The organism is Pseudaeromonas pectinilytica, assembly GCF_054780855.1.
Window position 1 is genome coordinate 1 of record NZ_BAAGVN010000304.1, and the last position, 13,480, is coordinate 13,480.

At 60.3% G+C, this 13,480-nt stretch carries 10 protein-coding genes; 5 read left to right on the forward strand and 5 right to left on the reverse strand.

Features of this window, described 5'->3' with window-relative positions; translation table 11 throughout:
* Positions 1-149 precede the first annotated feature (149 nt).
* Both ACYVG7_RS12390 and ACYVG7_RS12395 read right to left on the reverse strand, forming a co-directional pair.
* Positions 150-851, reverse strand: a complete 702-nt coding sequence (locus ACYVG7_RS12390) for a DGQHR domain-containing protein (protein ID WP_460883407.1) — start codon at positions 849-851, stop codon at positions 150-152.
* Between the two features lie 1,056 nt (positions 852-1,907).
* The gene (locus ACYVG7_RS12395; protein ID WP_460883408.1) at positions 1,908-3,110 is read right to left on the reverse strand and encodes an MFS transporter; all 1,203 of its coding nucleotides are present in this window, start codon (positions 3,108-3,110) and stop codon (positions 1,908-1,910) included.
* 100 nt (positions 3,111-3,210) lie between these two features.
* On the opposite strand from ACYVG7_RS12395, the gene ACYVG7_RS12400 reads away from it, so the two are divergent.
* On the forward strand, positions 3,211-3,978 hold the full coding sequence (locus ACYVG7_RS12400; protein ID WP_460883414.1) for an AraC family transcriptional regulator: 768 nt from the start codon (positions 3,211-3,213) through the stop codon (positions 3,976-3,978).
* A 207-nt stretch (positions 3,979-4,185) separates the two neighbouring features.
* Here ACYVG7_RS12400 and ACYVG7_RS12405 read toward each other — a convergent pair whose 3' ends face one another.
* Positions 4,186-5,505, reverse strand: a complete 1,320-nt coding sequence (locus tag ACYVG7_RS12405) for a family 4 glycosyl hydrolase (RefSeq protein ID WP_460883409.1) — start codon at positions 5,503-5,505, stop codon at positions 4,186-4,188.
* A gap of 121 nt (positions 5,506-5,626) precedes the next feature.
* Between ACYVG7_RS12405 and ACYVG7_RS12410 the strand changes: the two genes are divergently transcribed.
* Both ACYVG7_RS12410 and ACYVG7_RS12415 read left to right on the forward strand, forming a co-directional pair.
* Positions 5,627-6,538, forward strand: coding sequence for a LysR substrate-binding domain-containing protein (locus ACYVG7_RS12410; RefSeq protein ID WP_460883410.1), 912 nt, complete (start codon positions 5,627-5,629; stop codon positions 6,536-6,538).
* 118 nt (positions 6,539-6,656) lie between these two features.
* Entirely contained in the window at positions 6,657-8,153 is a 1,497-nt protein-coding gene (locus ACYVG7_RS12415; protein WP_460883415.1) for a histidine-type phosphatase, read from the forward strand.
* 567 nt (positions 8,154-8,720) lie between these two features.
* On the opposite strand, the gene ACYVG7_RS12420 is transcribed toward ACYVG7_RS12415, so the two are convergent.
* Positions 8,721-10,682, reverse strand: a complete 1,962-nt coding sequence (locus tag ACYVG7_RS12420; RefSeq protein ID WP_460883411.1) for an acid phosphatase — start codon at positions 10,680-10,682, stop codon at positions 8,721-8,723.
* A 337-nt stretch (positions 10,683-11,019) separates the two neighbouring features.
* On the opposite strand from ACYVG7_RS12420, the gene ACYVG7_RS12425 reads away from it, so the two are divergent.
* Positions 11,020-11,589 (forward strand): PadR family transcriptional regulator, encoded by a 570-nt coding sequence (locus ACYVG7_RS12425; protein WP_460883412.1) that lies wholly within the window; start codon positions 11,020-11,022, stop codon positions 11,587-11,589.
* 13 nt (positions 11,590-11,602) lie between these two features.
* Positions 11,603-11,914 carry a DUF3861 domain-containing protein gene (locus ACYVG7_RS12430; protein WP_460883413.1) on the forward strand — a complete coding sequence of 104 codons (312 nt, stop codon included), beginning with the start codon at positions 11,603-11,605 and terminating at the stop codon, positions 11,912-11,914.
* A 126-nt stretch (positions 11,915-12,040) separates the two neighbouring features.
* Here ACYVG7_RS12430 and guaD read toward each other — a convergent pair whose 3' ends face one another.
* Positions 12,041-13,339 (reverse strand): guanine deaminase, encoded by a 1,299-nt coding sequence (guaD, locus tag ACYVG7_RS12435; protein WP_460883416.1) that lies wholly within the window; start codon positions 13,337-13,339, stop codon positions 12,041-12,043.
* Positions 13,340-13,480 lie beyond the last annotated feature (141 nt).

Genomic DNA, 13,480 nt, shown 5'->3' on the forward strand with positions numbered 1-13,480 from the left:
GATGTTATTGAGTGATCGGCATGGATGTTATTACGTGATCGGCATGAATGTTATTGAGCGATCGCCATGCGTGGGAATATGCATAAAACTTCTTTATGCTTTTGAAAAAATTAGTAATGACTAGTTTTTGATGATCGAGTGTTGTCAGCTTATATACTCCAAATGTTCCACCAGGCAGGTTTCAAGTGCTCCTTTATTGACGAGACAAAAGTTGACAGCTCAATATTTCCAACCCCTCGTGGGGAGCCAGGGAATTTTATCAGCTTATAAAGCGGCGAGTCAGGGTCTTCGTTTAAATATCTCGCTATATCTGTGGACCTGTTTACCGCGTGAGTTTCATCATCAATAACTTCGCCGAATAGGTCATACATAAGGCTTTTTGGTACTGGTTTTTGTTCTGTATTTATATTGAGGAATATTTCAGCGGCTTTAGGTGTGGTCAAGCCAACGCAAAGAGTGACAATAATATCTCGTTCACCAACGGATTCATCTTCATCCATTGCAGCTTCAAATCCTGCTATACGATGTTGCCCATCAATAACTTGAGCTGACGAATTCACTATAGGCAATATTATATTATCATCATCAAATGCAAGTTTATAATTGTCATCGGTCCAGTTTAATATAAACGAATTGAAAAACGTGTGCCCACCCAATATAAACTCTTTTATGTCGCTAATACGTCTTTTGTTGAGTACTCGTTGCACCGCCCCTTCTTCTTTGTCTACTCCTCGCACTGCAACATAATAGATGGTTACAACATCTTTGACTTTCATGGTGAATGTGTATGTAGGGGTTTCACCAAAGCTTGCCTTCAGATGTTTAAAGCTAATTTTAATTGGTTCGTCCATTGTCAAATCCTTAATTAATCGCTTCAAATAAGTGCCAACTCGATGAGTCAGTAATTATAATTCCCTGCATTTTCATGCGAATGCCATCTCAATTAAACAATGTAGCACCAAATGTAAATGGATTTATTACAAATCATCCCAAGGCCGACATAATGGGAAATATGTTACCCATTGACATCATAGCTACAACAGTTGACAGCAAATTTAGCTGTCTTATTCCGTACGCTACCGCACTTTGCCTGCTGGGGAAAATGGATTCACATGGGTGGGTTCACATTTTTGCTGGCTTTGGTTGCTTTGACCGGACCGCAGAAACCCGGCGCCGTCTGTCGGGCCGAGGGGAGGGGGGAGCGGAGGCGGTGAGCGGTCAGGATGACCGGGAGAGGGAGCGTCACGCCAGGGATGGCGTGTGGCTCCCGGCCGGTGGAGAGCGGCCCGGAGCGAGGGGCTTTCCCGGCAGTCGGCATAAACCTGGGCCCGGGATTGCCAAGGGGGAGGCCTTTTCCCCCTTGGTCCGCCCCCGCCAACGGCAGGTTGGCAAATCGCCCCAGCGGATGGGGCGGAAACGGACCAACAAAATCAAACTATTACGGTTTTTACGCACCCTGCGATGGACCGTGCGCGGTAAACGTTGGGCTTCGCAAGCTCAGCAGCCAACCTACCTGACGAGCGCTAGCTCATATCGCAGATACCCGCGCCGGAGTTGCCTTTGGCCGGATCGCAGAAACCCCGAGCCGTCTGTTGGGCCGAGGGGAGGGGGATCGTAGGCGGTGAGCGGTCAGGATGACCGGGAGAGGGAGCTTCACGCCAGGGATGGCGTGTGGCTCCCGGCCGGTGGAGAGCGGCCCGGAGCGAGGGGCTTTCCCGACAGTCGGCATACGCCAAAGGCCAGGGGTCAAGGGGGCTTGGCCTTATGCCCCCTTGCCGCCTCGTCCGCCGCAGGTGGACAGATCGTCATGGTTGGCGAGGCGGAACGGACCAATCAGAACCCTGATTCGAGACCCGAGGCGCGAGGCCACCCCGTTGCTGGGTGGCCAAACGGCGGCGGGAGGCCGCCTAAACTTTCCGGGGTGACCGTAAGTCCGGCAAAAACACAGTCACAATCCCCATCAACGGCAGCCAGGCACAGATCTCGTACACGGTGCGGATGCCGTAGTGATCCGCCAGATTGCCCAGTATCGCGGCGCCGACCCCGGCGATGCCGAAGGCAAAGCCGAAGAACAGCCCGGAGATGGTGCCCACCTTGCCGGGGATCAGCTCCTGGGCATATACCAGGATGGCGGAAAACGCCGAGGCCAGGATAAAGCCGATGACAAAGGAGAGGATGGTGGTCCAGAACAGATCGGCATGGGGCAGCAGCAGGGTAAAGGGCGAGACCCCGAGGATGGAGAACCAGATCACCTGCTTGCGGCCGATGCGGTCGCCAATCGGCCCACCGAGCACGGTTCCGGCGGCGACGCCGAACAGGAACACAAACAGGTGCAGCTGCGCCGAGCGGGCGCTGACGCCGAACTGCTCCATCAGATAGAAGGTGTAATAGCTGGTCAGGCTGGCCAGATAGAAATACTTGGAGGTGATGAGCAGCAGCAGCACCCCTATGGTCGCCGCGATGCGGCCGCGCGACAGCGGATTGACGGGCCGCACCTGCCCCTTCGGCTGGTTGCGCTGCTGGTGGCTATACCATTGCCCGACCTTGTAGAGCACGCCCATGGCCAGCAGGGCCAGCACCGAGAACCAGGCCAGACTGCTCTGGCCCAGCGGCAGCACGATCAGCGCCGCCAGCAGCGGGCCCATGGCGGTGCCGCCATTGCCGCCGACCTGGAAGATGGATTGCGCCAGACCATGGCGGCCACCGGAGGCCATCCGCGCCACGCGCGAGGACTCAGGGTGGAAAATCGACGAGCCGATGCCGACCACGGCCGCGCCGAGCAGCAGCAGCGGGAAGGTGGGGGCGCTGGAGAGCAACAACAGCCCCAGCAGGGTGCAGCCCATGCCGACCACCAGCGAATAGGGTTGCGGATGCTTGTCGGTGTAGAGGCCGACCAGCGGCTGCAGCAGCGAGGCCGTGGTCTGGTAGGTCAGGGTCAGCAGACCGATCTGGGTGAAGTTCAGATCGTAGTTGCCCTTGAGCAGCGGGTAGATGGCGATGATCAGCGACTGCAGCAGATCGTTGAGAAAATGCGACAGGCTGATGGCGCCGAGTACCTTGTAACGGGTATCGCCAACCGCCTGGGCGGGGGACGCGAGAGTCGATGACATGGGGAACCTCTGGTCTGGGTGATCTCCGGCATGGTATCAGTTTCGCGATTGTCCTTCGTGCTACTATGCGGCAATCATCGTCGCAAAAAGGACAGAAATGATGCTGCCATCCGGGATCGATCATCAGCAGGACGTTGGCCTGGCCCCCGTGGTGGCCCGCGCCTTCGATCGCGAGGCGGGTGCCGAGGCGCCGCGCCACTGTCATCCCACGGCCCAGCTGCTGTATGCGGTGAAGGGGGTCATGCTGGTGGAGACCGACACCGGGCAGTGGATAGTGCCGCCGACGCGGGGCATCTGGGTGCCGATTGGGGTCTGGCATCGCACCGTCATGCTCGGTGAAGTGCTGATGCGCACCGTCTATATCCGCGCCGAGAAGCTGGCGGGTCTGCCCGCCGAGTGCTGCGTGGTCGGCATCTCGCCGCTGCTGCGCGAATTGATCCTCGCCGCCATCGGCTTGCCCCTGGATTACGACGAACAGGGCCGCGACGGCCACCTGGTGCAGTTGCTGCTGGACGAGATCCAGCGCATGCCGAGCCTGGCGCTGGCGCTGCCCGAGCCGAGTTCGGCCAACCTGCAGCGCTTGTGCCGCGCCCTGCGCGAGCAGCCGGACGAGAATCGGCCGCTGGCGGCCTGGGCCTCCGAGCTGGCGATGGATGTGCGTACCCTGCAGCGGCGCTTCATCCGCGAAACCGGGCTCACCGTCGGCCAGTGGCGGCGGCAGTGTTGTCTGTTGCTGGCTTGCGAGCGCCTGGCGCGGGGCGAATCGGTGCTGGAGGTGGCACTGGCACTCGGCTATGCCAGCCCGAGTGCCTTCAGTGCCATGTTCAAGCGCGAGCTGGGCGTGGCGCCCAGCCTGTTCTACCGCTAGTCCACTCTGTGGCGAGTCAGGCCCGCAGGGGACGGGCCCGATGGGCTAATGCTTGTCAGTTAAGAGGTTCGGGAGAGACAACCTCTCTCGCCAACTCGCCGTAAACCCTTCCCTGGGGGCTCGATGGCGGCATCCCTGCCGCCAACGGTTGGCTCAAAAGGCTATCTCTCCCTCGCTAACTGACTGGCATTGGGCCCGATGGGCTCGTTATTTTAACACCGGCCAGTAGTCGCGGTTGGCGGCCTGCAGATCGTCGAGCAGCCGTTTGGCGACATCGGCGGAAGGCACTGTGCGGTTGAGGGTCAGCGCCTGCAGCGCCTTGGTGTAGGAGCCCTCCAGCGCCGCCTCGACGGTGAGCTGCTCATAGGCGTTCTGCTGCACCATCAGCGCCCGCTGGAAGTGGGGCAACTCGCCGACCCCGAACGCCTCGACCCCGTGGGCCGTCACCTGACCATGCACCTCGACGATGGCATCGGCTGGCAAGCCCGGCACCAGACCGCGGTTCGGCACATTGACCGTGGTGCGGAACGGCTGGTTGGTGAGGATGGCGCGGGCATGGTCGACGATGAAGTCACCATGCACCCCGGCACAGAGGAAGCTGTCGGCGGCGCTGCCGATGGCGATGCAGCGGCGGCACTCGTCGAACACCGACTTCTCGCGGGTATCGATGACCCGGTTGGCGCGGCTGTAGTGCGGGTCTTCGTGGGCCACCATCTCCTCGCCGAAGTAGTAGTACTGCAGGTAGGTGTTGGACAAAAACTCGGGGAACAGGCGCATGCTCTTGCGCAGCCGCTCGAAGGTCGGTACCCAGTCGGCGTTGACGTGCTCATCCTGGAACAGGGTCAGCGGCCGCTCGGAGAGCAGGTGGTCGCGCAACTTGGGCAGCAGATCCTCTCCCTGCGGGTTCCAGATATGGCGCCACCAGCCGAAGTGGTTGAGCCCGACGTACTCGAAGGCCAGATCGCGGTGAGGGTAGCCGAGGGTGGCGGCCACCAGCAGCTCGATGACGATGGGCATGTCGCAGATGAACAGGCTTTTCAGCTCCGGGAAACGCTTATGCCACAGGTCGGCCAGGATGGCGGCCGGATTGGAGTAGTTGAGGATCCAGGCATCGGGGGCGTAGCGGCGTACATCCTCGCCGATGGCCAGCATGTCGGGGATCGAGCGCAGGGCGAAGGCGAAGCCGCCGGGGCCGCAGGTCTCCTGACCGACCACGCCGTGGCGCAGCGGGATCTGCTCATCCTGTGCCCGCATGGCCAGGCCGCCGCTGCGGATCTGGGCGAACAGAAACTCCATGCCGGTGAAGGCTTCCTGGCGGTCCGTGGTGATGACCAGCTCGACCTCGGGGGCCTTCTCGGCCAGCAGCAGACGGATGAAGCCGCCCATGGTGGCGACGCGCTCGGCGTCGTTGTCGAGCAGCACCAGCTTGCGCAGCGGCAGCACATCACGGGCGTTGAGGATGGCGTTGACGATGCCGGGGGTATAGGTGGCGCCGCCGCCGGCTATGGTGAGATGGTAGCGTTTCATCGGGACTCTCCTGCGGATGAATGAATTTGTTTGCTCTGTTCTCAGCATGAATCGCTACGGCAGCCTTAACAAATGAGCTTTGGTGGACCATGATTGAGAAAAATTCACCCATGAGGGCGCTATGTCGTTTTCCAGCTTCACCAGCCTGCACATCTTCGCCCAGATCGCCGGGTGCCTGAGCTTCAAGGAGGCGGCCGATGCGTTGCACCTGACCCAGAGCGCCCTGTCGCACCGCATCCGCAAACTGGAGCAGGAGCTGGGCTTTCAGCTGTTCGTGCGGCAGACCCGGCGCATCGCTCTGACACCGGAGGGGGAACGACTCTACCGCCAGGTCAGTCGCCATTTCGGCTCGGTCTGCCACGAGATCGAGGACATTCGCCACCAGGCGCTGCGTGGCAGCCTGGAGATCGGCAGCACGCCGACCTTTGCCCAGCACTGGCTGGTGCCCCGGCTCAAGGGGTTCTATGGGCTCCATCCTGAACTCAGTCTGCATCTGAGATCCAAGGGCAGCCGGGTGGATTTTGCCCTGCATCCGGCCGATCTCTGGATCGACTACGGCGATGGCCACTATCCGGGGCTCGACAGCCTGCCGCTGCTGGATGAGGTGCTGATGCCGGTCTGCAGCCCGGCCTATGCCGAGCAGATGGGGCTGCTCGAGGCACCGGATCAGCTGGCGGAGTGCCTGCTGTTGCACGATGTGGAGTCGATCCCCCAGAGCGATCCGCGCAGCGAGTGGCGGGGCTGGCTGGCGGCGGCTGGCATCGATGAGGGGAGTTGTCGCCACCACTACAGCTTTACCCACTACGACGCCGCCATCAGCGGGGCTCGCTCCGGTCTCGGCGTGGCCATGGGCCGCTATCAGCTGGCGCGGGATCTGGTAGCCCGTGGCGAGCTGATCTTCCCGTTCGATACCACCTACCACCAGGGATTGGGCTATCACGTGGTGACGCGTCGGGAGTTCGTGGATGTCCCCAAGGTGCGGGCCTTTGTCGACTGGTTGCGGCAAGAGGTAGTCCAGATGGCTGCTCGCTGACTCGTCCTGGCGCCCCCTGCTGCAACTCTTCATGCTGGTGTCATGTGACTGTCATCTGGCCTGCTTAGGCTGGCGCCCATCTTGATTGAACACGAGTGCAAGGATGACTATGAAGCCCATGATTGTTGTTTCCGCTGTTGCCACCGCTGTGGCGCTGGCGCTGCTTGCTGGCTGCAACTCCGATAGCCACACCACGACCAACACGCCGACCCCCCCGGCCATCACCGACTACCAGTACAGCACCAAGGCGGTGTATGCCGCCAAGCAGGATGCCGCCACCTATCAGGCTGCTCCGGCGGGCTTCACGCCGGTGTTCACCGAGCTGGTGGCACGCCACGGCTCGCGTTCGCTCTCCAGCCCCAAGTATGACGTGCTGACCAAGCTGGTGTGGGAAGAGGCCGCCAGTCAAGGCGCCCTGACCTCGCTCGGTCAGACCCTGGGCCACAAGGTGGATCTGGTGACCGCCGCCAACGAGAAGCTTGGTTACGGCCTGCTGACCGTCATCGGCAAGGAGGAGCACGCCCAGTTGGCGACCCGCCTGGCTAATCGGCTGCCGACCCTGCTGGAAGGTGACGGCGCGCACTGCCTCAAGGTCGAGACCTCGGGGAAGGATCGCGCCAACGAGAGCGCCTACTACTTCATGCAGAGCCTGAAGAACAAGGTCAACTATGTCGCCGACAGCGCCGACTGTTATATCACCCAGAGCGACCCCTCGAAGATCGACAAGAAGCTGGCGAACAAAAACGAGCTCTACTTCCATAAGACCGAGCCCGCCGACGCCAAATATCTGCCTGCCTACCAGGCCTATCAGAGCTTTATCGGCGACGAGGATAAGGGCGTGGCATCAGCCCCCGAACTGACGGCCGCCCAGGAGGCACTGAAGGCGCTACCGAAGACCAAGGTGATGGCGCGGCAGATGCTGGAGCGCATTTATAGCAAGGCGTTTGTCGATTATCTGGCCAGCGGCGTCGAGTTTGTCGCCATCAATCCGGAAGATGGTGGCAAGACCTATGTCCACGACGAGGTGGATGCGGCGCTGATGCTCTACAACCTGTTTATCATTGGCCCCGGCATGGTGCGGGAAGCCGAGGCGCAGGGCGATGAAGCCTGGGATCTGGAAAAGTACCTGACGCCGGAAGAGTCGGCCTGGTTCTCCTACCTCTCCGATGCCGAGGACTTCTACGACAAGGGCCCAAGCTTTGCCAACAGCACTGTCACCTATGATATAGCCCAGTCGCTGCTCGATGGTCTGTTCAATGAGGTACAGACCCAGGTGGTGGAGGGTCAGAAGAGCCATGTCGCCAAGCTGCGCTTCGCCCATGCCGAGACCATAATCCCGCTGGTGGCGCTGATGAAGCTGGTCGGCAGCCGTCAGGGCGCCGAAGTTGGCACCCTGATGAGCCAGGAGAACAACGAATGGCGCGGTGGTTGGGTGTCACCCTATGCCGCCAATATTCAGTGGGATGTCTACCAGAATAGCGACAGTCAAGTGCTGGTGAAGATGCTCTACAACGAGAAGGAAGTGGCGTTCAAGGCCGGGTGTGAACCGGTCGCGGCTGGCAGCTTCTTCTATGACTTCGCCGAGCTCAAACGCTGCTACGCCTACGCTGGTTAAGAGCTCCTCGCCAGCTCGTGCGCCAAGGTTACGGACCCACCCTCACAGGTGGGTCCGTTTTTTATGGCGCTATCCCGGTGATGTGTTGCCTGGACAAACTCGGGCATGGGCGTGGAGTCTGGTCGTTGAGTCTGGACGAGCCGCAGACACGTCGTGAAGAGATCCCTGTCGACTCGATGGTGGCATCCCTGCCACCCAGGGTCTGCTATTCGCCCAGACTCCACTCCTCTTCATTTCCAACCGCTCACTGGGACAGAGCCTTTTTATTGAGCTCGATTCCGGATTCGGGTTGCTCATGGAACTGAGCATGATGTGGTGGCGGGATAACTTGAAAGCCGACCATAGGCATCAGGGACGATGCCTTTGAGCCTCCATGGACGGATCCACGGCGTGTCGGCGTCAAGTTGTCCCGACGCCGCACATCTGACCCGCAGCCAATCGCCGTAGCTGTTGACTATTCCCGGCTCCTGAAGTCTGAGTCTGGCATCGAGCCCAATAAAAACGGGAGCCCAGATGGGCTCCCGTGGTCGGTGGTGATGGTTGTGGTGACTGGTTGTCGTGATCGGGTTAGCTGGAGTTTTTGCCGTCGATCCGCAGCTGGACACCGGTTGCGGTATAGAGCGGGGTGACCTGATAACCGCTGGCGGTGACAGCACTGAAGGTGCCATGGCGCTGAGTGCTGTGCAGCAGTTGCAGGGGGTCGCCGACGGCCGGTTGGTAGCCGCTGGTGAACTGCACCTCGAGGGTTCCGGCCAGCGTGGCCTTACCGCCGATGGTGAGGCGTCCGGCACTGGCGCTGCCCAGTTGCAACTGCAGGGTGCTGCCGCCTTGCTGGGTATAGTTGCCGCCGAGCTGCAGCGGGCTGGTGACCGCCAAAGTGCCGCCTTGCTGGTAGACATCACCGGTTCCCAGTGCGGTGCTGGAGGCCGCAGTCAGGGTGCCTTCGATCAGCAGGGTACCACCGCTCCAGCTGTTGGCGCCGCTCAGGGTCAGGTTGCCGGATCCGGATTTGCTCAGCAGACCGGCGCCTGTGATGTCGTTCTTCCAGCTATCGGCGGCATGGAAGCCACCCTGAGCCGCATCCATCAGCACGCTGACATCGCCGTTGAAAGCGCCATAACCATCGGCGGCGGCGAACAGGTTCAGGCGTCCCCAGCCTTCGGCATCATCCAGCAGTGGATAGCCGGACGGCAGCGCCGTGGTCTTCAGCACCACCCGACGCTGGGCGGCGGTTAAATAAGGCAGACGGGTTTCCAGCAGCACTTCGGCACCCTTGGGCACCACGGCTTCCGCTGTGGTGGCGGCAATCGGCGTGAAGCCGAAGGTCAGGCGGCGCAGGTAATCGGCCTTGTTGCTGGCATGGTCGCCGAAGCGATCGTTGTTGCCGGAGTGGGCATAGGCATAGAGGGCGCTGGCATCACTGGCCCCCACTTCACCCTGCAGCCAGCTCTGGGCCTGGGCATAGGCCTCGGCTTTGAGGCTCTGGTTGTCGCTCTTGTTCAGGTTGTAGGCCAGCACGGCGGTACCCTGAATGCGACCACCCATTACATCCAGCGGCGAGTGCATCCCGGCCAGAATGCGGTTTTCACCCAGCTCCAGACCGCGGGCCAGCATCTCCTGGAAACGCTCGGGGACCAGATAGGCCATGGCCAGACTGTCACGCACCGCCTCGGCACTGTGGCCACTGAGGAAGCCGCTGTCGGTGGCCGGGGTCGAGCTCTTGGCGGGCTCCAGGGCCGGAACCACGCTCACCTGGCTGCTCCAGCGCCAGGGGCGGGCGTACTTGTAGAAGCGCTTGGCGGGTTCGGTGGAGCCATCGCCACTCATGGCACCGATGAAATCGACGGCCAGACCCAGATCCGAGTTGCTGTCGCTGCCGACGCCGCGGTTGTTGCCCTTGTCGTCATATTTGACCGTGGTGGCATCGGCGGCGATCTCGGTGATGGTGGTGAACTGCTGGGAACCGGCGCGCCAAGCGCTGGTCAGCGGGCCCATACCATCGGAGATGCTGAAGTTCTTGCCACGGCGATCATCCAGATAGGCAGCCAGCTCCTGTTCGCTGGTCCGGGCGGCGGTCAGGGTCTCCACATAGTGGATATTGGCGGCATGAACCTCGGCATTGAGTACAGTGCCATCGGTGGCGCTGCCGGGAATACCATCCCAATCCGAGGCGGTGACCGCGGCGCAGTCTCCTTCGGCGGCGGCGGTTTGCCCGGCATCCACCCGCAGGGAGCGGGGTTGCCAGATCTTCAGGAATTCAGCGGCGACGCGCACCCCGGCATTGGTTTCCAGGGTAGCCATACAGGCCTTACCGCGCTGGTTAGTGGCACCGGTATCGATATAGGCGGTCACCGAGCTGGCGGGATCGGCGGTTTCTTCGTAGCCCACACCCACGGGTGTGCTCGGGGCCACATAGCTGGTGTCGTCGTCGGAGTTGTTACAGGCCACCAGTCCCAGTGCGGATAGCACCAGGGCCGCGGTCAGGGTGCGGGAGAAGGGCGTGGCAGGCGTATCGGAGAATAGATGCATGGGGAAGTCAGTCCTTGTCAGCATAAAAAGTCGTGAGGTCACAGCGATGGCGGGTGACCCAGGTGGTGGCTGGCGGTGTCTGGTGATGGGATGTCCAGAACGCAGTCTGGAGTCAAAACTCAGGGTAATCGATTCCACCGAGGGCCGAGTCTGCCAAGCGGCTGTGTCGATTCCATGACAGCCGTGTGTCGGGATGGTGATCCTGCAGGCTTTCCCATCAGCAGCATGACGAGGGTGACCGGAAAAAACAGCCAAGCGAGTTGTCTAATGCTTGATCAAGATATTACTAAGATATATCTTAGTTGGGAGTCAACGACAGATAACCAAGGAAAAATAGATGAAACATGAACGAGGAATGGGCCCACACGGCCATGGCCGGGGTGGCGAAGGACATCATGGTGGCCACGGCCGTCTGGATCAGGGCCACTGGATGGAAGGTAAGCGTCGGCAACGGATGTTCGAGCAGGGAGATATGAAGCTGATCATCACCCATCTGCTGAGCACTGGACCCCAGCATGGCTATGACCTGATCAAAGGGTTACAGAACATGACTGGTGGCGATTACACCCCGAGCCCGGGTGTTATCTACCCTACGCTGACCTTGCTCGAAGAGATGGGCCTGGCGGCGTTGGTGAGTCAGGAGGGGGGTAAAAAGCTCTATGCCATCACCGAAGAGGGACGCCAGTATCTGGCGGGCGAGGAGCCACTACTGGCACGGATCCTGGAGCGCCTGGCATCTTCTTCCACTGTGGCCCGTGGACGGCAAAATCCGGTGATTGAGCGGGCGATCCAGAACTTCAAGATGGCTCTGCATCTGCGTCTGGCACAGAGCCCTTTGCCGGAAGAGACCCTCCGGGCAATCGCCGATGCGATTGATAAGGCGGCCTTTGATATTGAACGTTGCTGAGCGGAGTATGGCTATGAATCGACATCAATACCGGGTCACCGTCGAATATCTGGGCAAAGAGCAGGAGCCCGCATCCGGGGCAGAACCTCTGGTCTTCACTGCGTGTAGTCACGATGAACTACTGGCGTTACGGGCACGGGTGGGTCAGCGGGACGGACTGAGCGAGGATGAAACCTCGGCCATGCTGATCGGTCTGAAATTGCTGGGCGAGGTCACCATGATCCACCGCAAGAGCGCGCCATTTGATGGCTTGCTCCCCCATATCGGTGAATTTATCAAAGCACTGAAATCAGGTCGCAAAGAGCAGGAAAGCCAGAAGGGCTGAGTCTCGGGGGCGGTGCGGATCCTCTCCTGGGCACTATCAGCGGCGCCCGGAGGGACGAGAAAATAGGTTGCCGCGCCCGGCGCTCCCGCCCGGGACGCCATAAGCGCGGCAACCTGTGCGGCATGTTTAGAACACCTGTTTACCCATCACATAGGTGGCCTGCACGTTGCGGTCATCCCCCTGCATCATCAGGGCAAACAAGCGATCGCCCAGGCTGGTGGCATTTTCCATGCGCAGTTGCTGCAGCGGCGTGGCAGCCCAGTTCAGCACCACGAAGTCCGCCTCCTTGCCGGGCAGGAAATTCCCCAGCTTATCCTCCAGTTGCAGCGCCCGGGCGCCGCCCAGCGTGGCCTGATACAGCCCTTCCTGCGCCGAGAGTTTTTCCCCCTGCAGTTGCTGCACCTTGTAGCCTTCGTTCAGGGTCTGCAGCATGGAGAAGCTGGTGCCCGCGCCCACATCGGTGCCCATACCGACCTTGATGCCCGCCTGTTTCAGCGGATGGAGCCGGAACAGACCACTCCCGAGGAACAGGTTGGAGGTGGGACAGAAGGCGACGGCCGAGTGGCTGTGGGCCAGGGTATCGATCTCGTCCTGCTCCAGATGGATGCCGTGGGCAAAGACCGAGCGGGGGCCGGTCAGACCGTAGTGGGCATAGACATCCAGATAGTTTTTGCGCTCCGGGAACAGGGACTTGACCCAGGCGATCTCGTTCTTGTTTTCGCTTAGGTGAGTGTGCAGATAGAGATCCGGGTACTTGGCCAGCAGCTTGCCCGCCAGCGCCAACTGCTCGGGAGTCGAGGTCGGCGCAAAGCGCGGCGTCACGGCGTAGAGCAGACGGCCCTTGTGGTGCCATTTCTTGATCAGCGCCTCGCTCTGGTCATAGCCGGTTTGCGCCGTGTCTTGCAGATAGTCCGGGGCATTGCGATCCATCAGCACCTTACCGGCGATCAACCGCATCTCCTTTTGCTGGGCGGCCGCAAACAGCGCATCCACCGATTGGGGATGCACGGTGGCAAACACCAGCGCCGTGGTGGTGCCGTTACGCAAGAGTTCGTTGATAAAGAAATCGGCGCGCTTGCGGGCATAACCGGCATCGGCAAATTTCCGCTCGGTGGGGAAGGTGTAGGTGTTGAGCCACTCCAGCAGCTGTTCGCCGTAAGAGGCGATCATCTCGGTCTGGGGAAAGTGGATATGGGTATCGATAAAGCCGGGGAGCAGCAACTTGCCCCGATAATCGACCAGGGTCAGCTGCTGGCGACGCTCGGCACTCAGTGCCGCGTAGTCCAGGGTTTCGACCACTTTGCCATTCTCGACAATCAGCACCCCATCTTCCAGATAGCGGGCAGCCTGTTTTTCATTGTGCGGGTCGGCGACAAAATCCAGCAAGCTGGCGCGGTAGGCATAGGTAGTAGCATGAGTGTGCATAGAGACCCCCAGACAGAGCAGGGCAAAAAGAGAGGTAACAATCCTGTTCATAGACATATATCATGTACAGGATCTTTAGCTACAACCAATTGAAATAGATAGAAAAAAGGCTTCGTTTGTGATCTGATTTAATCGCCAAAA